Consider the following 20419-nt stretch of genomic DNA (forward strand, 5'->3'; position numbering starts at 1 on the left):
ATTCCATTATTTTCTCAAATACTAATCGAAAAAGAGCTAGAGAGAGGAGATGTAATTTTTGAGACGATTTTATTATAAGTTTGCCCTTTGGGTGTGGTAACCTTATTGAAATAATTTAACGCGTCAATTACTTGAGCTTTCGCCAGCCCCGTTGCAACAAGCATTCCATCTTGCAAAAAATCTACTGGTTCTTGCGTTCCTCGAATCACAAATAAGTTTTTGCCACTGCTCTTTTCCCTCACAACCATTGCCGAAAAGCCACTTGCTGTTTCGAGTTGTTGATCTAAAACTTCATAAGTATTCAAAAATTGATTTATTTGTGATTCTGTAAGACCTCTCTTTTCATTTAATTTATCTCTAATGCTATCTATATCTTTTAAGTTACCATTAGAATCAAAAAAATCAATATAAGAGGCTGAAGACAATAACGCTTTATTTCCATTACTCATTTACGATCTCCTAAAATTCTTAGTTAAAAATTATAATTTTTTTGCCAAAAACTTTTTAATTTTGAATAGTTATCTAATTCTCCCACTATCAGATACCCCCCTGCTAAATAAGCAGGGTACAAACCTCGAACATCTTTAGAAGTAGCAATAATTCTAAGTATAACAGGATCATAGTATATATGATAAGTAGAAGAAAATACACAACCGCCAAAACTCTTTCTATTCACTTTATCATCATTAATATATAAAATAATATGTGTTTTCTCATCAATAAAACTAGCTTTATAAGTTCTCCCTTCAAATTCAATTGTTTTCGGAAAGTGAATATCACTCTGCTCAACTTCCCATAGAAACTTCCATTTTAACGGCGGTGTTGAAGCTGTGGCTACACTGGTTATACCTCTTAGCCTACGCCACTCATCGGGTTGCACATAAATCTGAATCGCATCCTCTTCTATCATTTTCTTCCGAATAGGCGTGGTGATTTCAGCAATGATCCAAGGTTGAAAAGGTAAGTAAATCAAATACATCACGAATAGACAAGCTACATGCCTGCACTTTATTTTGTTTAAGAAGTCTATCAGTTTACTCATTGAAAATCTCCTTTATAGATAAGGAAGAGTATTTCTGTTGTGGTATTTTTTCCATTATTAATAGAAATTTATGTTTTTGTCAAAATTATTGGGGCTGTCCTAGATAACAACTAAAAAATCTATTTAGGTTAGAATGAACCAATGAGAAAAAGTCGTCTAAGTCAGCACAAACAAAATAAACTCATTGAGCTATTTGTTGCAGGTGTTACTGCAAGGACAGCAGCAGAGTTAGTCAATGTAAACAAAACGACTGCCGCATATTACTTTCATCGTTTACGCCAACTCATCTATCAAAACAGCCTTCACTTAGAGATGTTTGAAGGTGAAATTGAAGCCGATGAAAGTTATTTTGGCGGTGCTCGCAAAGGCAAACGTGGTCGTGGTGCGGCAGGGAAAATTGCGGTATTCGGGCTTCTCAAGCGCAATGGCAAGGTTTATACCGTTGCGGTTCCAAATACGCAATCTGCCACCTTGTTACCCATTATTCGGGAGCAGGTAAAGCCTGATAGTATTGTTTACACCGATAATTATCGTAGTTATGACGTGCTTGATGTGAGTGAATTTAGTCATTTTCGTATCAATCACAGCACACATTTTGCTGAAAATCATAACCACATTAACGGAATTGAGAATTTTTGGAGCCAAGCAAAACGCCATTTACGCAAATTTAATGGTATCCCAAAAGCGCATTTTGAGCTTTATTTAAAGGAATGTGAATGGCGTTTTAATTACAGCAACATAAAAAGTCAAATTTCTATTTTAAAACAATTGGTTAAAGGGAGTTTAGTCTAGTTATCTAGGACAGCCCCAAATTATTTTTATACAAAAGAGAAAGGAATTAAAAAAATATATAGAAAAAAGGGAGGGGATTTATATCTAAAAATAGAAATATATAACTAAAAAAAATATTCCATCATTTTAAAATTTGCAGGAGAAATATTGCTTCCTACCTGTTGCATAAACTCTTCTTCATTAAAAATAACAATCCCTCCACCAGAATTATAAATTTGTAATACTTTTAATGCATAATCATCCTCCAAAGAAATAAATTTTTCTTCACTCATCTTACTTTCTCCAATTTTGTTTAATTATCCCACAACTATTTAATTCATAGTTTAATATTATAGAATAACGCTTAAATAAAGTACTATACGGTCTCTCTCCAATTCCAGCCGAATAAAGAAGATCATCCATCCAGAATATAGATACACCAACTTTATTATATCCTTTAAATGAAAAAGAGCCATCATTTAAATAATATATCTTCCCAAAATCATCAAAAAGTACAGCTTCCGAATTAAAATTAATAGGCTCTCCATTATACAATTTTCCATTCAATTTATCTCTCACAAATGATATATACAAATCACCAAATCTACCACTACGCCGATGATCTTTTCCTGAGATAAAATGCTCATGCTCATACGCTAGAAATAAACGATTAAACTCTTCAGGAGTAAATTTGCTATCCAAAATCCAAACTTGGCAATAATCACCACTACCACGACAAAAACCGTTGTGTATCTGAATAAACTCTACTTGAGCAAAATAATCATCTACAATTTGATTTTTCACTATATGCCTAAATTCTTTTTCATCATAATGACAAACTTTTTTGGCAACACTTTCAAATTTTCTTATTTCTTTAGGTTCGTATATTATCCAACTTATACCAATCCATATGAGTGCTATTAGATAAAAAGATACAAATACTCCAAAAATCGCTTTTAACCCACAAACAATATGCCTTACTTTACACATGGATATTTCTTAAATTGACTTTACCACTTTCCCTCACAACCATTGCCGAAAAGCCACTTGCTGTTTCGAGTTGTTGATCTAGGACTTCATAAGTATTAAAAAACTGATTTATTTGTGATTCTGTAAGACCTCTCTTTTTATCTAATTTAGCCTTGATATCCTTCAGATTTTTTAAATTACCGTTAGAATCAAAAAAATCAATATAAGAGGCTGAAGACAATAATGCTTTATTTCCATTACTCATTTACTATCTCCTAAAATTCTTAGTTAAAAATTATAATTTTTTTGCCAAAAACTTTTTAATTTTGAATAGTTATCTAACTCTCCTACCATTAAATATCCTCCCGCTAAATATGCTGGATAAAGCCCATAAACATCTTTGACTGATGCAATCAGTCTATGTATTATCGGATCATAATACAAATAATAACTTGCATCAAACACACAACCGCCAAAACTCTTTCTATTCATTTTATTATCATTATCATATAAAATAATACGTGTTTTCTCATCAATAAAACTAGCTTTATAAGTTCTCCTTTCAAATTCAATTGTTTTCGGAAATTGAATATCACTGTACTCAACATCCCATAGAAACTTCCATTTTAACGGCGGCGTTGAAGCTGTTGCTACACTGGTTATACCTCTTAGCCTACGCCACTCATCAGGTTGCACATAAATCTGAATCGCATCCTCTTCTATCATTTTCTTCCGAATAGGCGTGGTAATTTCTGCAATAACCCAAGGTTGAAAAGGCAAGAAAATCAAATACATTACGAATAGACAAGCTACATGCCTGCATTTTATTCTGTTTAAAAAGTCTATCAGTTTACTCATTGAAAAATCCTTTTATGGACAAAAAGAATAATTGTTGTGTCGCTACTTATTATTAATGAGATTTCTTTTTTCATCAATATTCTTATAAAATGTAGGAAAGAAAACTAAAAAAGGAGGGAATAAATGTTAAATTATAATAATCTTTTAATTTTCTCTTTTATTTTCATCTACTATAACGTTCCACCTTTAATTAATTTTCTAATCAAATAAACACAATTAAAAATCATCATATTATTAATACCTTGACATACCATAAAAAAAACTACAACCATATTAGATATTAAACCGCCTGTCCAAAATAATCTATCCACTCTTGGGATATAGCCAGGAAAAATAGTACAACAAATGTAAAATAAGGAAAAGAAAATATATGAAAAAATAAAAAATGGTATTGCCTTATAAATAGGAATTTTCACATCAAAAGCATACCAATCTCCTCGAAAAATTATGACAAACAAATAAGAAAAAGTAAAAACAACCCCAAAATAAAAAGAACAAATAAAGATAAACATTGACTTATCCGGATCTTTACTTAAAAAATTAATAGTCTCTTCAGCATTAATTAAAAGAAATTTGTTTTTTTCAATGATATAACTCTTAAATTCTAAAGGAATCGCGTTATAGAATAAGACTAAACTCCAACCTAACAGAATAAGAAAAATAAATAAATAGCCAATTTTTTTATAAAAAGGATGTTCCATTTTCTCTCCGATTAATTAAAACCAATAACACTTAAAAAAAATAATTTTCGCTTCTTTACTCATTTAGCTTCCTCCAAATTGGTTTAAGTATTCCACAGCTATTTAACTCATAATCAAATACGATAGAATGGGGTTTAAATAAATCACTATACGGTCTTTCCCCTATCCCGGCAGTATAAATAGTATCAATTATACCAAAACCTGCCACATCAACTCTATTCTGCTCATTAAACAAAAAAGAGTCATCATTTAAATAATATATGTCCCCAAAATCATCAAAAAGCACGGCTTCCGAATCAAAATCAATAGGCTCTCCATTATACAACCTTCCATTCAATTTATCTCTCACAAATGATATATACAAATCACCAAAGCTACTACTACGCCTATGATCTTCCCCTGAGATAAAATGCTCATGCTCATACGTTAGAAATAAACGATTAAACTCTTCAGGAGTAAATTTTTTATCCAAAACCCAAACTTGACAATAATCACCACTACCACGACAAAAACCGTTGTGTATCTGAATAAACTCTACTTGAGCAAAATAATCACCTACAATTTGATTTTTCACTATATGCCTAAATTCTTTTTCATCATAATGGACAAACTTTTTTGGCAACACTTTCAAATTTTCTTATTTCTTTAGGTTCGTATATTATCCAACTTATACCAATCCATATGAGTGCTATTAGATAAAAAGATACAAATACCCAAAAAATCGCTTTCAACCCACAAACAATATGCCTTACTTTACACATGGATATTCCTTAAATTGACTTTACCACTTTCCCTCACAACCATTGCCGAAAAGCCACTTGCTGTTTCGAGTTGTTGATCTAAAACTTCATAAGTATCCAAAAATTGATCTATTTGTGATTCTGTTAGCTGTCTATCTTCTGTTATTTTTTTCCTAATTTTTCCTTGCTCTATCAGAACTCCATTAGCACTAAAAAAATCAATATAAGAAGCAGTTGCCAGTAAAGCCTTGTTTCCACCAGTCATAATAACCTCCTAACTAAAAATTATAATTTTTTTGCCAAAATTCTTCCAATTTTGAAGACTTTATCATCCTAATTCCTAAAAAATAAAATAAGAATTTTGATTTTTTATATTTAGGCTGTTAATAATATTAGGGGCTGTCCTAGATAACAACTAAAAAATCTATTTAGGTTAGAATGAACCAATGAGAAAAAGTCGTCTAAGTCAGCACAAACAAAATAAACTCATTGAGCTATTTGTTGCAGGTGTTACTGCAAGGACAGCAGCAGAGTTAGTCAATGTAAACAAAACGACTGCCGCATATTACTTTCATCGTTTATGCCAACTCATCTATCAAAACAGCCTTCACTTAGAGATGTTTGAAGGTGAAATTGAAGCCGATGAAAGTTATTTTGGCGGTGCTCGCAAAGGCAAACGTGGTCGTGGTGCGGCAGGGAAAATTGCGGTATTCGGGCTTCTCAAGCGCAATGGCAAGGTTTATACCGTTGCGGTTCCAAATACGCAATCTGCCACCTTGTTACCCATTATTCGGGAGCAGGTAAAGCCTGATAGTATTGTTTACACCGATAATTATCGTAGTTATGACGTGCTTGATGTGAGTGAATTTAGTCATTTTCGTATCAATCACAGCACACATTTTGCTGAAAATCATAACCACATTAACGGAATTGAGAATTTTTGGAGCCAAGCAAAACGCCATTTACGAAAATTTAATGGTATCCCAAAAGCGCATTTTGAGCTTTATTTAAAGGAATGTGAATGGCGTTTTAATTACAGCAACATAAAAAGTCAAATTTCTATTTTAAAACAATTGGTTAAAGGGAGTTTAGTCTAGTTATCTAGGACAGCCCCTAATATTAAATACTTTTTCAATTATTTTGTGTTAATTAATTGTCAAATAATATTTAAATAAAAGTTATATTCAATAAGAATAAAAACCTCATACCGAATAAAAGTGATCGAGATCACATAATATAAATTTCATTCTTGAAAACCGATCTCTTATACATAATAATTCACTTGGGTCTTAGCTTAGACTTAACCTAGTATAAATTCGGAGGAAATTATGCTAAACAAACAAACAAACAAACAAACAAACAAACAAAAAGTATCATATTGAATACAACCCTGGTAAAGGGATTTCTTTAATGGCTCATATTCGCCGTACTCGTCATATTATGATGCCTTCTCACCGTTCTTGTTTTTCCTATTCTCTATTTTCTTCTCAGAGTGGTTCTTCTGATTATCTAATCTAGTCAGAAGTGTTTTTCTTTGATTAATTTTAATTATTTATTATATAAATAATTAAATGATATTTCTAAATCATATTATTTATAGCCAGAATAAAAAATATTTTTTATTCCAAGTAATTTATTTATTAAATAATAAATAGAGGATTTAATTATGTCAATTTTAAAAATCGCACATAGCCAAGACGTTAAACAGTATTTTTCAACACAACGAGAATTGGTATTAATTGAACAGACAGACTTCACTGATATTGGGGCTATTATTCTTGATGCTAATGATATTGAAAAATATCTTGATCGTATATTAAACACTGAATTTAATATTCCTATTTTCGTTGTCTTACAAGAAAAACAAACGTTAAATCAACAATATTTCGATAAGGTATTTCATATCCAAGATCTAAATAGTTATGATCTACACCTTTATAGCAGACAAATTGAAACTGCTGTAAAACTCTATGAAGAAAAAATGCTTCCGCCTTTCTTCAAAATGCTCAGTGAATATGTTGAGATGGGAAATATTGCTTTCGACTGTCCCGGACATCAAGGCGGTCAATATTACCGTAAGCATCCAGCGGGGCGATTCTTATATGATTTCTATGGGGAGAATATTTTCCGTTCCGATATTTGCAATGCCGATGTGAAACTTGGCGATTTGCTTATTCACGAAGGAGCAGCTTGTGAGGCTCAGAAACACGCTGCCAACGTATTCAATGCTGATAAAACCTATTTTGTCTTAAATGGTACTTCAGCGGCAAATAAGGTAGTACTCAATGCGTTGCTTTCACTAGGTGATCTTGTGTTATTTGATCGCAATAATCATAAATCCAATCATCACGGTGCATTAATCCAAGCGGGAGCAACGCCTATTTATTTAGAAACTGCAAGAAACCCTTTCGGTTTCATCGGTGGAATTGATAGCCATTGCTTTGAAGAAACCTATTTAAAATCATTGATAAAAGAGACCGCACCTGAAAAATTAGCATTACAACGTCCATTCCGTTTAGCGGTAATACAGCTTGGTACTTACGATGGTACGATTTATAATGCTCGACAAGTTGTTGATAAAATAGGTCATCTTTGCGATTACATTCTCTTTGATTCTGCTTGGGTGGGTTATGAGCAATTCATTCCGATGATGAAAGATAGCTCTCCACTTCTTTTAGAATTAAATGAGCAGGATCCTGGTATCTTCGTTACTCAATCAGTTCATAAACAACAAGCGGGCTTTTCTCAAGCTTCACAAATCCACAAAAAAGATAAGCATATAAAAGGTCAAGCACATTATCTTAATCATAAACGTCTTAACAATGCTTTTATGCTGCACGCTTCAACCAGCCCATTTTATCCTCTCTTTGCAACACTAGATGTCAATGCAAAAATTCAAGGCAGTGCTGCAGGTCGCCGTCTTTGGGATGACTGTGTAAAAATCGGAATAGAAACACGAAAAATGCTCCTAAATACCTGTGAGTTGATCCGTCCATTCATTCCTACCACGATAAATGGGAAAAAATGGCAGGATTATGATACTGAGGAAATATCAACGAATCTTGAATTTTTTAAATTCCATTCTCATGATACTTGGCATAAATTCGAAGGCTATGCAGAAGATCAATATTTTGTTGATCCTTGTAAATTATTGCTCACAACACTAGGTATTAGTCTTGAAAATGGCGAATATGAATCATTTGGTATTCCTGCCACAATTCTTGCTAATTATTTACGCGAGAACGGGATTATCCCTGAAAAATGTGATTTAAACTCTATTCTCTTCCTTCTTACTCCAGCTGAGACACTCACTAAAATGCAAACATTAGTTGCTCAGATTGCACTCTTTGAAAAACACATTAAACAAGATTCTCCGCTCCAAGAAGTCTTGCCTACCCTGTATAGAAATAATGAAGAGCGTTATCAGGGGTATACCATTCGCCAACTTTGTCAAGAGATGCACGCTCTTTATGTCAGCCGTAATGTAAAACAGCTACAAAAAGATCTTTTCCGCAAAGCAACATTCCCTGAGTATGTGATTAATCCTCAAACAGCCAATATTGAGCTTATCCGCAATCAGGTAGAACTGATCCCACTTTCTGACATTGTTGGACGCGTTGCTGCAGAAGGGGCATTGCCTTATCCACCAAGCGTACTCTGTGTTGTTCCGGGTGAGAAATGGAGTGTTACCGCACAACAATATTTCCTTGCATTAGAAGAAGGGATTAATACCTTGCCAGGCTTTGCCCCAGAAATTCAAGGCGTTTATCTCCAGAAAGAGAGCGATGGTCGCACCCGTGCCTACGGATATGTATTAACAAACTACTAATCATTTGAATTAGAAAGTGCGGTCCAAAAAGACCAGAAATTTATCAAAAAACGACCGCACTTTTAAGGAGTCTATTATGAGTTCAAAAAATAATAAAATTGGCGTACTTCAACTTACCATTTTAACAATGGTGAATATGATGGGATCTGGCATTATTATGCTCCCGACTAAATTAGCAGAAATCGGTACGATTTCTATTGTTTCTTGGCTGGTGACAGCGGTAGGTTCAACCGCCCTTGCTTACGCGTTTGCACAATGCGGTATGTTTAGCAAGAAATCAGGAGGAATGGGGGGCTATGCCGAATACTCCTTTGGCAAGGCTGGAAATTTTATGGCTAATTATACTTATGGCGTTTCACTCATTATCGCCAATACCGCTATTGCAATTTCAGCTGTTGGTTATGGTTCCGAATTATTAGGCACAGCCCTATCTCCAATTAGTATTGCTATCTGGACAATTTTTACATTATGGTTAGCAACTATTCTCAACTTTGGGGGCCTCGCATTACCGGAAATATTAGCTCATTTACCATTTGGGGAGTCATTATTCCTGTTGTAGGTCTTTGCCTCATCGGTTGGTATTGGTTTGATGGCTCAATGTATATCAATGCGTGGAATCCTCATAATGTCCCTACTTTTGAAGCGATTAGTGTTTCTATTTCAATGACTTTGTGGGCATTTCTAGGGTTAGAATCCGCTTGTGCAAATACCGATGTGGTAGAAAATCCAGAAAAAAATGTCCCAATCGCGGTATTAGGAGGAACATTAGGGGCCGCCGTTATTTACATTGTTTCAACAAATGTCATCGCGGGTATTGTCCCTAATCTTGAATTAGCAAACTCTACTGCTCCCTTCGGTCTTGCATTCGCCCATATGTTTAATGAAACAACAGGTAAAGTGATTATGGGATTAATGGTCTTATCTTGCTTTGGCTCTCTACTTGGCTGGCAATTCACGATTGCACAGGTATTTAAATCCTCAGCTGAGGAAGGTTATTTTCCTTCTCTATTTAAAAAAGTCACCAGCAAGAATGCTCCAGTCATTGGAATGATCACGATTACTGCAATTCAAACACTACTTGCTTTTATGACTATTAGCCCATCGTTAAATAAACAATTTAACGTACTCGTTGATCTTGCTGTAGTAACAAATGTGATTCCCTATTTGTTATCAATGGCAGCACTTGCGGTATTACTAAAATATTCCAATATCTCTCGCAATAAATACAAAATCACCTTATTTGTTGCCTTTATTGGTTCTTTATACAGCATCTATGCCCTTTATGCGGCTGGAGAACAAGCAATGCTTTATGGCTCAATTGTTACCTTTATTGGCTGGACGCTATATGGCTTTGTTTCTTACAAATTTGATTATTCAGCAATAAACGCAAAAGGATAACTATAAAAAAGCTCCTAAAATTTGATCTGCCCCCCAAAAAAAATTAGGAGCTTTTTATCTAAACTGAAATACTGATAACTTATCCAGTATTAAGCAGGCTTTCCTAACAATAACGATAAAATTCCTGCAGCGATGAGTGGTCCGACAGGAATTCCCCCTAGAAATGCCACGCCCAATATTGTTCCCACTAATAATCCCGTAAGCAATGTAGGTTGGGTTCCCATTAAGCTCACTCCCCTTCCACCAAGCCAAGCAACAAGAATACCGACCCCAATTGCAGCAAACATTTTCCAGTTAAGCAACGCACTGAATTGGGGCAATGGGATTTTGCCAGAAATAATCGGGCTTAACACACCGATAGTTAAAATGATAATGCCAATATTTAGCCCATATTTTTCCATAAAAGGAATATATTTCGCCAAAAAGGTTTGTTGCATTAGTAGCAAAATCGTAGCCGAAATGGTGATTGAACTGTTGTTACCTAGCACACCAAGCAAAATTAAAATCACCAGTAGCAAGGCGATCGCGTTAAATTGTAATGACATCATTGCCTCGAAAACTCTCAAAAAAAGCACCGCACTTTTACTGTGCGTCAAATGCTGGGATTATACTCTTTTTATGAATTAGGAACATAAAAAATAAGGCTCATTATGAGCCTTATCAATCATTGCACTTTTATTGCACTTTAAACTTTAACAAGCGATTGGCATTACTCACCACAGTGATGGAAGACAACGCCATTGCCAGCCCACCAATCATTGGGTTAAGCAAAATACCAAACAAGGGATACAACAACCCTGCTGCAATGGGGATGCCTAAAATGTTGTAAATAAATGCACCGAACAGGTTTTGTTTCATATTGCGTAAAATGCCTTTGGACAGGCAAAGTGCGTCTGCAACGGCAGAAATGCTGTGTCGCATTAGGGTGAGCTCAGCAGTTTCGATGGCAATATCTGAACCGCTTCCCATTGCGATACTCACGTCAGCTTGTGCCAGTGCAGGCGCGTCGTTAATGCCGTCGCCCACCATTACCACTTTACGCCCTTGCTGTTGTAATGCTTTGATTACATTGGCTTTTTGTTCGGGTAAAACGCCAGCGATAACGCGATCAATGGCGGTATCTTTGGCTAAGAATTGTGCGGTTTTTTCTTGATCCCCCGTGAGCATTATTAGCTCATAACCTTGTTGATGTAGGCGTTGCAAGGCTTGCTCGCTGTCTTCTCTGAGCGGATCAGTAATGATGAACATTCCTGCTAATTGTTGATCAATGGCGAGAAAGACAACGGTCGCCCCCACTGCGGTTTCTTGTTGGAAAATTCCCATTGCGGGCTGAATGTCCACGCCCTGCTGTGCCATTAAAGTGCGGTTGCCTAGAATGGCATTTTTTCCGTCCACCACACCACTCACGCCTACCCCTTGCAAGGTGTTAAATTCGTCTAATGCTTTGATTGAAAAGCCTTTTTCTTGGTTAAACTGTACAATACCTTTGGCTAAAGGGTGGCTTGCACCTTGTTCTAAACTTGCGGCGAACTCACTCACTTGTTGTTCATTGTAATCATTAAAACAATAAAGTGCGGTTACTTTTGGCGAGCCTTTTGTGAGCGTGCCTGTTTTGTCGAACACGATGGTATCGGCGGTGGCGGCTTTTTGTAATGCGTCTGCATCACGCACTAATATGCCTAGCTCCGCTGCCCGTCCAATACCTGAAATAATCGACATCGGTGTCGCCAGCCCTAAGGCACAAGGGCAAGCAATAATCAGTACGGTGGTAAAAATCACCAACGCATAAGAAAATTGCGGGGTTGGACCGTAAAGAAACCAAATTAACGCGGCGACTAACGCAATGGTAATCACCACAGGCACAAAAACCCCTGCGATTTTATCCGCTAGTAGCCCGATTTTCGGCTTGCTACTCTGTGCCTGACGCACTAATTTGATGATATTCGCCAAGGTGGTTTGCTCGCCGATTTGTTCCGCTTGATAAAGCACCGAGCCGTCAGCTACCAATGTTCCCGCACTGAGCTTATCACCCCGCTGTTTTTGCACGGGGATTGGCTCGCCCGTGAGCATACTTTCATCAAACCAACCTTGCCCCTCGCGGATTGTGCCGTCCACCGCCACGCGTTCCCCCGTTTGCAAACGCAAAATCATTCCCGCTTTAACCTCTGAAAGAGGAATATCCCGCGTGCTTTGCGAGGTAACGAGATGTACAATTTTAGGGGTGAGATCGAGCAATTTCCCCAACGCTTGCGAGGAATGTTGCTTGGCTTTCGCTTCAAACATTTTGCCTAAATTGATGAAACCGATGATCATTGCCGCCGCTTCAAAATAAAGGTGGCGTGCATTTTCAGGAAAAAACTCAGGCTTAAGACAAACAAACATTGAATAAAGCCACGCTGTGCCAGTTCCTAATGCCACAAGAGTATCCATCGTGGCTGTGCGATGAAGCAAATTCTGCCCCGCTTTTTGATAGAAATGCTTGCCCGTCAATATCATCACCAACAGCGTCGCCACGCCCACAATGAGCCAGTAAGGGCGATTGCTCGCATTCACTTGCATTGAGCCTCCGAGCAAGCCCCAAAGCATTAACGCCGCCCCAAATCCCAGTGCCACAAAGCCTTGCCATTTACGCTGATGGATTTCTTGGGTGGTTTTGCGTTGTTGCTTTTCCGCACGCAATGCTTGATCTTCCACCACTTCCGCCCCGTAGCCTGCTTGTTGTACCGCATTAACGAGAGATTGTGGCGTGGCATTGCCACTCACCAAAGCGGTTTGTTCGGCTAAATTCACTTGCACTTGCGAAACCTGTGGTACGGCTTGCAACGCCTTTTGCACTTTGGCAACGCACGCGGCACAGCTTAACCCCTCAAGTGAAAGCATTACCTGATCCTGATTTCCCACTACCACAGGATCAGGCGTTTCAAATTCTGTGGTGAGTTTGGGTAGTGGGGTTACTTTGCCTCATCAGCCAAGCGTGCTTGATAACCAGCCTCGACAATGGCATTAATCAGCACTTGCGGATCAACCTCGCCCTCGATAATGGCTTTATCTAAGCTCACTTCGGCTCGTTTCACGTCCGCAATGCCTTCTAACACTTTTTGCACAGATTTCACACAATGCTGACAAGATAATTCGCTTAACGCTAAAACAGTGGTTTTCATTCTTTTTTCCTTTTGTAATTAAAAATTGTGCCTAGCATAAACCTTTACGCTAGGTTAAAGTCAAGCCCTAGAGGAAAGAAAAGTGTGAGATGAAAAATTTGCGTTAAAATCTAACCGCTCTTTACCGCTATATACGGTGGCTCGCCCCTCTCTGGCAAAGCCAATGAGGGTGAGCTGACTTTGCCTTGCTTGGTTTACCGCAAGGGCAGTGGCTGCGGAAATTGCCACAAGGCATTCAATCCCTTGGCTCACCACCTTTTGCACCATTTCATAACTCGCACGGCTGGAAATTAGCACGAAGCCTTGCGGTGCAGACTGTTTGGCGTACCAACCAAGCAATTTATCCAATGCGACGTGGCGACCCACATCTTCGCGAATGGCGAGCAAATTGCCGTGCAAATCGAAAAATGCGGCAGCGTGGGTTGAGCCAGTTTGTTGTCCAAGCTGTTGGGCTGAATGTAATTTTTTCAGGCAATCGTCAAGAAGAGAAATATCCAAAACAGAAGTGCGGGGCAAAATAGGCAAGTTTTTGTGGATTTGATCAAGCTGTTCTGTACCACAAATGCCACAACCCGTTCTTCCCGCTAAAGTGCGGCGGCGTTCTTTTAGTGCAACAAAACAGCGAGTAGCCATTTCTATCTGTACTGCAATGCCATTGCAGGTTTCTTCCACATCAATACCATAAATATCCGCTGGCTTTTCGATAATGCCTTCGGTTAAAGAAAAGCCAAGGGCAAAATCTTCCAAATCTTGTGGGGAACACATCATTACGGTGTGGCTAATACCGTTATACACTAAGGCAACAGGGGTTTCTACCGCTAAGGTTTCTTCTTTTTCTTGCCAAAGTGATGTGTATTGAGAATGTTTATTATTTGTTAATTTCTTGAAAAAATTAACCTGTACTTTTATGAGCCAACTCAATCATTTTTCCTTTTTAATGAAGATTATTTATAGATTTTAAGCTAGAAAAAGCGTATCCTAGCCGCAGTATTACGTTGTGTGCATTGTAATACAATCTCGTAACAAACTATACTTTAACTGAATCAAATCATTTCTTCGCACAAAAAATAAATTTGCGAATTGAATCAATGTTCAATAAAAACGATTTGAGCCATTCGGTTACCCTAAACGAATATCTACGAAAAATCTACTACGACAAAAGAAGTTTTGTTGGTTGTTAAGGAGTATCTCTTATGCAGGTCACAAGAAGAAAATTCTTTAAGATCTGTGCAGGTGGTATGGCGGGAACATCGGCAGCAATGTTGGGGTTTGCCCCTGCAACGGCTTTCGCTGCTCCTCGCGAATACAAATTATTACGCGGTAAAGAAACCCGTAATACCTGCACCTATTGTGCCGTAGGCTGTGGTATGTTGCTCTACAGCTTAGGTGATGGCGCAATGAATAGCAAAGGTAAACTTTATCATATTGAAGGCGATCCCGATCATCCAGTAAGCCGTGGTGCACTTTGTCCAAAAGGAGCAGGAGCATTGGATTATGTAAACAGCCCTCGCCGTGTGAAATATCCTGAAGTGCGTGAAGCTGGCTCAAATGAATGGAAACGTATTTCTTGGGAAGAAGCCATTGAGCGAATTGCCAAGCATATGAAAGCCGACCGCGATGCGAACTTCATTTTAGAAAATGAAAACGGAACGCCTGTTAATCGTTGGATGACAACAGGATTCTTAGCGGGTTCAGCTTGTAGTAATGAAACGGGGATTTTAACGCAAAAATTTGTTCGTTCACTCGGAATTATTTATACCGACAACCAAGCGAGTATCTGACACGGACCAACGGTAGCAAGTCTTGCTCCATCATTTGGTCGCGGTGCGATGACCAACCACTGGGTTGATATTAAAAATGCCGATTTAGTGATCGTTATGGGCGGTAACGCTGCGGAAGCTCACCCTGTTGGGTTCCGTTGGGCGATTGAAGCGAAAAAACAAAATGGTGCGAAGTTAATGGTGGTTGATCCACGCTTTAACCGTACAGCTTCAGTTGCAGATATTTATATGCCATTACGTTCTGGGACAGATATTGCCTTTTTATCTGGCGTTATTCGTTATTTATTAGAAAACGATAAAATCCAACACGAATACGTTAGACATTATACCAATGCGGCATTCCTCGTTGATGAGAACTTCAAGTTTGAAGACGGTTTGTTCTCAGGTTATGATCCTGAAACACGCAAATATGATCGTTCAACTTGGCGTTATCAATTTGATGCGGAAGGTCAGCCAATTCGCGATCTGACTTTACAACACCCGCGTTGCGTGATTAATCTATTAAAAGATCACGTTTCACGTTATACCCCTGAAATGGTAGAACGTATCACAGGTACACCACAAAAAAGTTTCTTACAATTCTGCGAAGAAATTGCCAAAACGTCTGCACCAGATAAAGCCGCAACCTTCTTATATGCTTTAGGTTGGACACAACACACCGTAGGTGCGCAAAACATTCGTACAATGGCGATGATCCAATTATTACTCGGTAATATTGGCGTTTCTGGCGGCGGTGTAAATGCGTTGCGTGGACACTCAAATGTGCAAGGAATCACCGATTTAGGTTTATTCCCGCATATGCTCCCTGCTTATATCCCATTGCCAACAGAGGCGGATACCAGCTTAGAAAGTTTCCTAAACCGTATCACGCCAAAAACAATGCTGAAAGATCAAGTGAACTATTGGCAAAATACGCCGAAATTTATGGTGAGTATGCTCAAAACTTTCTTTGGCGACAAAGCCACCAAAGACAACGAGTTTGGCTATCATTATTTACCAAAATTGCCAAAAGGCGGTATGGATCAATTCCGTTACATTGATGAAATGTATCACGGTCGCGTAAATGGCTATTTCTGTCAAGGAATGAACCCTGTTGCCTCTTTCGCAAACTCAGGGAAAATCATCAAAGCACTGAGCAAATTAAAATATTTGGTCATTATGGATCCGTTAATGACAGATACCTCAGAGTTCTGGAAAAATTACGGCGAATATAATGATGTGAAAACAGAAGAAATCCAAACTGAAGTATTCCGCTTGCCTACCACTTGTTTTGCTGAAGAAGATGGTTCAATTGCAAATTCTGGACGCTGGCTACAATGGCACTGGAAAGCCTCAGAGCCTCCTTTCGAAGCCAAAACGGATGGTGAAATTTTGTCTGAATTACGTGCCGCACTTATTGATCTTTATCACAAAGAAGGCGGTAAAGCTCAAGAGAGCCTTGAAGCAATGAGCTGGAATTATGACAATCCGCTCGAGCCAAAAGCAGAAGAAGTGGCAAAAGAAATGAATGGCTATGCCTTACAAGATCTCCTTGATGCCAACGGCAATGTGCTCTTGAAAAAAGGTGAGCTACTTTCAAGTTTCGCACAAATGCGTGCTGATGGTAGCACCTCTGGAGCTTGCTGGATTTACACAGGGCAATGGACGCCAAAAGGTAACCAAATGGCGAATCGCGATAACGCCGATCCATCTAACTTAGGTAATACCCTCGGTTGGGGTTTCGCGTGGCCGATGAACCGCCGTATTATCTATAACCGTGCAAGTGCAGACTTATCCGGTAAGCCGTGGAATCCAAAACGCCAGTTGATTAAATGGAATGGCAAAAACTGGAACTATGTAGATGTAGCTGACTTTGGAACAGCTCCGCCAAATAGTCCAACCTTACCATTTATTATGCAACCTGAAGGGGTAAGTGGCTTATTCGTGCGTGAACGTATGGCTGATGGTCCGTTCCCTGAACATTATGAACCAATTGAAACTCCGATTGGAACTAACCCACTACATCCAAATGTGGTTTCTAGCCCTGTGGCTCGTATCTTGGAAAGTGATAAACCGGATATTGGTAGTTCAGAAGAATTCCCTTATGTAGGTACAACTTACCGCTTAACTGAGCATTTCCACTACTGGACAAAAAATGTTCTACTCAATGTAATTACACAGCCAGAACAATTCGTGGAAATCAGCGAAGCCTTGGCACAAGAAAAAGGCATTAGCAATGGGGATTATATCAAAGTAACCTCTAAACGCGGATACATCAAAGCAGTAGCCGTGGTAACCAAACGTATCCGCCCACTGGTTTCTGACGGAAAAGCGATTCACACTGTAGGGATTCCAATCCACTGGGGATTTGGTGGCATTGGCAAGCAAGGTTTCTTTGCCAATAACCTCACTATCCGTGCAGGTGATGCAAATACGCAAACCCCTGAATCGAAATGTATGCTCGTAAATATTGAGAAAGTGGAGGGATAATATGGGTACAGTTCAATCACAAAATATTATTAAAGCCTCTGCGACCTCTTCGCTCACGCCACCACCACACGCACGGGATCACCAGCTTGAAGTGGCAAAACTGATTGATGTAACCACTTGTATCGGTTGTAAAGCTTGTCAAGTGGCGTGTTCAGAGTGGAATGATATTCGTGCAGAGCCTGAAAAATGCGTGGGTTCTTACGACAATCCAATTGATCTTAATGCTAAAGCTTGGACGGTGATGAAATTCAACGAAGTTGAAGAAAATGACCGTTTGGAATGGCTAATCCGTAAAGATGGCTGTATGCACTGTAGTGAACCAGGCTGCTTAAAGTCTTGCCCTTCACCGGGTGCGATTATTCAGTATGCGAATGGGATTGTGGATTTCCAATCAGATAAATGTATCGGCTGTGGTTATTGTATCGCAGGTTGTCCATTCAACATTCCACGAATGAACCCTGAAGATAATCGCGTGTACAAATGTACGCTCTGCGTTGATCGCGTCAATGTTGGACAAGAGCCAGCTTGCGTGAAAACCTGTCCAACTGGGGCAATTCATTTCGGTACGAAAGAAGAAATGAAACATTATGCAGAAACCCGTATTGCTGATTTGAAATCCCGCGGTTATGAAAATGCTGGGCTTTATGATCCAGAAGGTGTGGGTGGTACACACGTTATGTATGTGTTGCATCACGCCGATAAACCTGAACTTTATTCTGGTTTGCCGAAAGATCCGCATATTGATACCACCATCACCTTGTGGAAAGACGTATTAAAACCAGTTGCTGCGGTAGCAATGGGAGGCTTAGTACTTTCTGAAATTGCACACTACCTTGCAGTAGGACCAAATACGGAAGATCTTGAAGAACACGAAGATGTCGTGCCAGAAGACGAACAAGCACATAAAGGAGGCGAAAATGAGTAAAGTTAAGATCAACAACGATCAACGAGTTGTTCGCCACAAATTGCCTGCGCGTTTAAGTCACTGGTTACTGGTAATCTGTTTCTTCACCACAGGCTTATCAGGGCTTGCATTCTTCTTCCCTGATTTTGCTTGGCTAACGGAAATCTTAGGTAACCCAAGAATTGCCCGTTTTATCCACCCATTCACTGGGATAATAATGTTTATTGCCTTTATCAACCTTTGCTTGATTTACTGGCCTTACAACATTCCTGAAAAAAATGACTGGGTGTGGCTCAAAAATATTAAAGAAGTCTTGAAAGGCAATGAACACGCCGTATCAGACAACGGAAAATATAATTTAGGGCAAAAAATGCTATTCTGGACCTTAATCCTTGCAATGGTTACCCTATTAGCGACAGGAATTATTATGTGGCGACAATACTTCTCCCATAATTTCCCGATTCCTGTCATTCGCATTGCAATTTTACTTCACTCTGCCAGTGCCTTTATGCTCTTTACCGGTATTATGGTACATATGTATATGGCATTCTGGGTGAAAGGTTCTATTCGTGGAATGGTTGAAGGTTGGATAACGGTACGCTGGGCGAAAAAACATCACCCTCGCTGGTTCCGTGAAGACATTCTACCTGAACTCGAAAAAGAAGCCGCAGAAAAAGCGAAAGAAAAGCCGGCTAAATAATTATGATAAAAGTGCGGTGTTTTTTTGTTATCACTTTCTAACAAAATTTACACCGCACTTTTCTTATTGGTAAAACGATTATGAGTATAAAAATTCTTCCCAAAGATGACATTGTCCAACTGGCAAGCTCGTTTCATCACCCCGTTCTTCTTTTTTCAAATCCCAAAAATCTTTATCAACGCCGTGCTGAACGACTACGCACGCTTGCTCAAGAACATCCAATGGCAGATTATCTCAACTTTGTTGCAAACATTGCCGATTGCCAGCTTGAACTCCTCAATGAGCAACCCGTTACGCAAAAAATTGAAATCAACACCGAAACCAGCGTGCCGTTAGCCCTCGAAAAATGGCAACGCGATCCGCAATGGCGGGATCTGCTGCGTAGCCTACTGCACAAAATGAAGCAGAAAGGGAACGAAAATGTTGAGGCCACCATTGAAAATCTCACTAAAGCTGCAGACGCAGAATTAGAACAACTCGCGGATAAATTGCTTACTCAACAATTTTCCGAAGTTGGTAGCGACAAAGCTCTCTTTTTATGGGCTGCACTCTCTCTCTACTGGGTTCAACTTGCTCAGCAACTCCCCAAAAATAGTAAAATGGAAAGCAGTGAAGATTTACACCTTTGTCCAGTTTGCAACGCTCCGCCCACAGCTAGCTTAGTACATTTCGGTTCAGAACAAGGATTACGTTATTTGCACTGCTCCTTATGCGAAAGTGAATGGAATTTAGTCCGTAGCAAATGTTCTCATTGCCATCAAACAGGCAAATTGGATTATTGGTCAATCGACAGCGAATTTGCTGCCGTCAAAGCAGAAAGCTGCGGCGATTGCCATAGCTACCTAAAAATACTTTACCAAGACAAAGATCCGTATGTAGAATCTGCCGCAGATGACCTCGCTTCAATCTACCTAGACATTGAAATGGAAGAAAAAGGCTTCTCCCGTAGCGGACTTAATCCATTTCTTTTTCCAAATGAAGAATAACAACGCGTAAAGTGCGGTCAGATTTTGGCTGTTTTTTTAGATACAGAAAATAGGGAGGTCAAACACCTCCCCTCTTTATGTTTGCACATATAAGTGATCAACCACCGGCT

Annotated in this window: 21 protein-coding genes and 1 pseudogene; 9 read left to right on the forward strand and 13 right to left on the reverse strand. The window is 38.8% G+C overall.

Annotated elements, in window-relative coordinates; translation table 11 throughout:
* Nucleotides 1–14 precede the first annotated feature (14 nt).
* Entirely contained in the window at nucleotides 15–449 is a 435-nt protein-coding gene (locus tag DXZ23_RS08445; RefSeq protein WP_017806773.1) for a hypothetical protein, read from the reverse strand.
* Nucleotides 450–472: 23 nt separating this feature from the next.
* Nucleotides 473–1042 (reverse strand): hypothetical protein, encoded by a 570-nt coding sequence (locus tag DXZ23_RS08450; protein WP_021724215.1) that lies wholly within the window; start codon nucleotides 1040–1042, stop codon nucleotides 473–475.
* A gap of 141 nt (nucleotides 1043–1183) precedes the next feature.
* On the opposite strand from DXZ23_RS08450, the gene DXZ23_RS08455 reads away from it, so the two are divergent.
* Nucleotides 1184–1834, forward strand: a complete 651-nt coding sequence (locus DXZ23_RS08455) for an IS1595-like element ISHpa1 family transposase (RefSeq protein WP_017805306.1) — start codon at nucleotides 1184–1186, stop codon at nucleotides 1832–1834.
* Between the two features lie 104 nt (nucleotides 1835–1938).
* On the opposite strand, the gene DXZ23_RS15435 is transcribed toward DXZ23_RS08455, so the two are convergent.
* The 7 genes from DXZ23_RS15435 to DXZ23_RS08485 all read right to left on the reverse strand — a co-directional run bounded on the left by DXZ23_RS15435 (nucleotide 1939) and on the right by DXZ23_RS08485 (nucleotide 5346).
* Nucleotides 1939–2106: a hypothetical protein gene (locus DXZ23_RS15435; protein ID WP_017806775.1), complete on the reverse strand. Its 168-nt coding sequence runs from the start codon at nucleotides 2104–2106 to the stop codon at nucleotides 1939–1941.
* Nucleotide 2107: 1 nt separating this feature from the next.
* Nucleotides 2108–2803 carry a hypothetical protein gene (locus DXZ23_RS08460; RefSeq protein WP_017806776.1) on the reverse strand — a complete coding sequence of 232 codons (696 nt, stop codon included), beginning with the start codon at nucleotides 2801–2803 and terminating at the stop codon, nucleotides 2108–2110.
* Nucleotides 2796–3047 carry a hypothetical protein gene (locus DXZ23_RS08465; protein ID WP_017806777.1) on the reverse strand — a complete coding sequence of 84 codons (252 nt, stop codon included), beginning with the start codon at nucleotides 3045–3047 and terminating at the stop codon, nucleotides 2796–2798. Before DXZ23_RS08465 ends, DXZ23_RS08460 begins: the two co-directional genes overlap by 8 nt.
* A 23-nt stretch (nucleotides 3048–3070) precedes the next feature.
* The gene (locus DXZ23_RS08470; protein WP_017806778.1) at nucleotides 3071–3640 is read right to left on the reverse strand and encodes a hypothetical protein; all 570 of its coding nucleotides are present in this window, start codon (nucleotides 3638–3640) and stop codon (nucleotides 3071–3073) included.
* Nucleotides 3641–3810: 170 nt separating this feature from the next.
* Nucleotides 3811–4341, reverse strand: coding sequence for a hypothetical protein (locus tag DXZ23_RS08475; protein ID WP_017806779.1), 531 nt, complete (start codon nucleotides 4339–4341; stop codon nucleotides 3811–3813).
* Between the two features lie 55 nt (nucleotides 4342–4396).
* Complete coding sequence (locus DXZ23_RS08480; protein WP_017806780.1) at nucleotides 4397–4966, reverse strand: hypothetical protein; 570 nt, start codon at nucleotides 4964–4966, stop codon at nucleotides 4397–4399.
* A 128-nt stretch (nucleotides 4967–5094) separates the two neighbouring features.
* Entirely contained in the window at nucleotides 5095–5346 is a 252-nt protein-coding gene (locus DXZ23_RS08485) for a hypothetical protein (RefSeq protein WP_035688536.1), read from the reverse strand.
* Between the two features lie 181 nt (nucleotides 5347–5527).
* On the opposite strand from DXZ23_RS08485, the gene DXZ23_RS08490 reads away from it, so the two are divergent.
* The 4 genes and pseudogenes from DXZ23_RS08490 (at nucleotide 5528) to potE (ending at nucleotide 10308) form a co-directional block, all read left to right on the forward strand.
* Nucleotides 5528–6178 carry an IS1595-like element ISHpa1 family transposase gene (locus DXZ23_RS08490; RefSeq protein ID WP_017805439.1) on the forward strand — a complete coding sequence of 217 codons (651 nt, stop codon included), beginning with the start codon at nucleotides 5528–5530 and terminating at the stop codon, nucleotides 6176–6178.
* A 304-nt stretch (nucleotides 6179–6482) separates the two neighbouring features.
* On the forward strand, nucleotides 6483–6599 hold the full coding sequence (gene speFL / locus DXZ23_RS08495) for a leader peptide SpeFL (protein WP_256593732.1): 117 nt from the start codon (nucleotides 6483–6485) through the stop codon (nucleotides 6597–6599).
* A gap of 148 nt (nucleotides 6600–6747) precedes the next feature.
* A complete protein-coding gene (speF, locus tag DXZ23_RS08500; RefSeq protein ID WP_021724216.1) occupies nucleotides 6748–8910 on the forward strand; it encodes an ornithine decarboxylase SpeF in 2163 nt (720 codons plus the stop codon).
* Nucleotides 8911–8986: 76 nt separating this feature from the next.
* A pseudogene (potE, locus tag DXZ23_RS08505) lies at nucleotides 8987–10308 on the forward strand (putrescine-ornithine antiporter).
* Nucleotides 10309–10397: 89 nt separating this feature from the next.
* On the opposite strand, the gene DXZ23_RS08510 reads toward potE, so the two are convergent.
* From DXZ23_RS08510 to fdhD, 4 genes are all read right to left on the reverse strand, one after another.
* The gene (locus tag DXZ23_RS08510) at nucleotides 10398–10853 is read right to left on the reverse strand and encodes a DUF441 domain-containing protein (protein WP_017806783.1); all 456 of its coding nucleotides are present in this window, start codon (nucleotides 10851–10853) and stop codon (nucleotides 10398–10400) included.
* 130 nt (nucleotides 10854–10983) lie between these two features.
* The gene (locus DXZ23_RS08515) at nucleotides 10984–13188 is read right to left on the reverse strand and encodes a copper-translocating P-type ATPase (RefSeq protein WP_017806784.1); all 2205 of its coding nucleotides are present in this window, start codon (nucleotides 13186–13188) and stop codon (nucleotides 10984–10986) included.
* 71 nt (nucleotides 13189–13259) lie between these two features.
* On the reverse strand, nucleotides 13260–13469 hold the full coding sequence (locus tag DXZ23_RS15695) for a cation transporter (RefSeq protein ID WP_017806785.1): 210 nt from the start codon (nucleotides 13467–13469) through the stop codon (nucleotides 13260–13262).
* 60 nt (nucleotides 13470–13529) lie between these two features.
* Nucleotides 13530–14390, reverse strand: a complete 861-nt coding sequence (fdhD, locus tag DXZ23_RS08520; protein WP_021724219.1) for a formate dehydrogenase accessory sulfurtransferase FdhD — start codon at nucleotides 14388–14390, stop codon at nucleotides 13530–13532.
* Between the two features lie 272 nt (nucleotides 14391–14662).
* Between fdhD and fdnG the strand changes: the two genes are divergently transcribed.
* The 4 genes from fdnG to fdhE all read left to right on the forward strand — a co-directional run bounded on the left by fdnG (nucleotide 14663) and on the right by fdhE (nucleotide 20309).
* Nucleotides 14663–17719, forward strand: coding sequence for a formate dehydrogenase-N subunit alpha (gene fdnG, locus DXZ23_RS08530; RefSeq protein ID WP_147277874.1), 3057 nt, complete (start codon nucleotides 14663–14665; stop codon nucleotides 17717–17719).
* A 1-nt stretch (nucleotide 17720) separates the two neighbouring features.
* Complete coding sequence (gene fdxH, locus DXZ23_RS08535) at nucleotides 17721–18644, forward strand: formate dehydrogenase subunit beta (RefSeq protein ID WP_017806788.1); 924 nt, start codon at nucleotides 17721–17723, stop codon at nucleotides 18642–18644.
* The gene (locus tag DXZ23_RS08540; RefSeq protein WP_017806789.1) at nucleotides 18637–19323 is read left to right on the forward strand and encodes a formate dehydrogenase subunit gamma; all 687 of its coding nucleotides are present in this window, start codon (nucleotides 18637–18639) and stop codon (nucleotides 19321–19323) included. Before fdxH ends, DXZ23_RS08540 begins: the two co-directional genes overlap by 8 nt.
* Before the next feature lie 80 nt (nucleotides 19324–19403).
* Nucleotides 19404–20309, forward strand: coding sequence for a formate dehydrogenase accessory protein FdhE (fdhE, locus tag DXZ23_RS08545; protein WP_017806790.1), 906 nt, complete (start codon nucleotides 19404–19406; stop codon nucleotides 20307–20309).
* Nucleotides 20310–20419: the final 110 nt, after the last annotated feature.

Origin of the sequence: Avibacterium paragallinarum, assembly GCF_900450705.1 — a bacterium.
Taxonomy (GTDB): Bacteria; Pseudomonadota; Gammaproteobacteria; order Enterobacterales; family Pasteurellaceae; genus Avibacterium; species Avibacterium paragallinarum.

Bases quoted from the DNA above. Each gene is read 5' to 3' on its own strand.
- DXZ23_RS08445 (WP_017806773.1), bottom strand. From the start codon at position 449: ATGAGTAATGGAAATAAAGCGTTATTGTCTTCAGCCTCTTATATTGAT.
- DXZ23_RS08450 (WP_021724215.1), bottom strand. From the start codon at position 1,042: ATGAGTAAACTGATAGACTTCTTAAACAAAATAAAGTGCAGGCATGTA.
- DXZ23_RS08455 (WP_017805306.1), top strand. From the start codon at position 1,184: ATGAGAAAAAGTCGTCTAAGTCAGCACAAACAAAATAAACTCATTGAG.
- DXZ23_RS15435 (WP_017806775.1), bottom strand. From the start codon at position 2,106: ATGAGTGAAGAAAAATTTATTTCTTTGGAGGATGATTATGCATTAAAA.
- DXZ23_RS08460 (WP_017806776.1), bottom strand. From the start codon at position 2,803: ATGTGTAAAGTAAGGCATATTGTTTGTGGGTTAAAAGCGATTTTTGGA.
- DXZ23_RS08465 (WP_017806777.1), bottom strand. From the start codon at position 3,047: ATGAGTAATGGAAATAAAGCATTATTGTCTTCAGCCTCTTATATTGAT.
- DXZ23_RS08470 (WP_017806778.1), bottom strand. From the start codon at position 3,640: ATGAGTAAACTGATAGACTTTTTAAACAGAATAAAATGCAGGCATGTA.
- DXZ23_RS08475 (WP_017806779.1), bottom strand. From the start codon at position 4,341: ATGGAACATCCTTTTTATAAAAAAATTGGCTATTTATTTATTTTTCTT.
- DXZ23_RS08485 (WP_035688536.1), bottom strand. From the start codon at position 5,346: ATGACTGGTGGAAACAAGGCTTTACTGGCAACTGCTTCTTATATTGAT.
- DXZ23_RS08490 (WP_017805439.1), top strand. From the start codon at position 5,528: ATGAGAAAAAGTCGTCTAAGTCAGCACAAACAAAATAAACTCATTGAG.
- speF (WP_021724216.1), top strand. From the start codon at position 6,748: ATGTCAATTTTAAAAATCGCACATAGCCAAGACGTTAAACAGTATTTT.
- DXZ23_RS08510 (WP_017806783.1), bottom strand. From the start codon at position 10,853: ATGTCATTACAATTTAACGCGATCGCCTTGCTACTGGTGATTTTAATT.
- DXZ23_RS08515 (WP_017806784.1), bottom strand. From the start codon at position 13,188: ATGCTTTCACTTGAGGGGTTAAGCTGTGCCGCGTGCGTTGCCAAAGTG.
- DXZ23_RS15695 (WP_017806785.1), bottom strand. From the start codon at position 13,469: ATGAAAACCACTGTTTTAGCGTTAAGCGAATTATCTTGTCAGCATTGT.
- fdxH (WP_017806788.1), top strand. From the start codon at position 17,721: ATGGGTACAGTTCAATCACAAAATATTATTAAAGCCTCTGCGACCTCT.
- DXZ23_RS08540 (WP_017806789.1), top strand. From the start codon at position 18,637: ATGAGTAAAGTTAAGATCAACAACGATCAACGAGTTGTTCGCCACAAA.
- fdhE (WP_017806790.1), top strand. From the start codon at position 19,404: ATGAGTATAAAAATTCTTCCCAAAGATGACATTGTCCAACTGGCAAGC.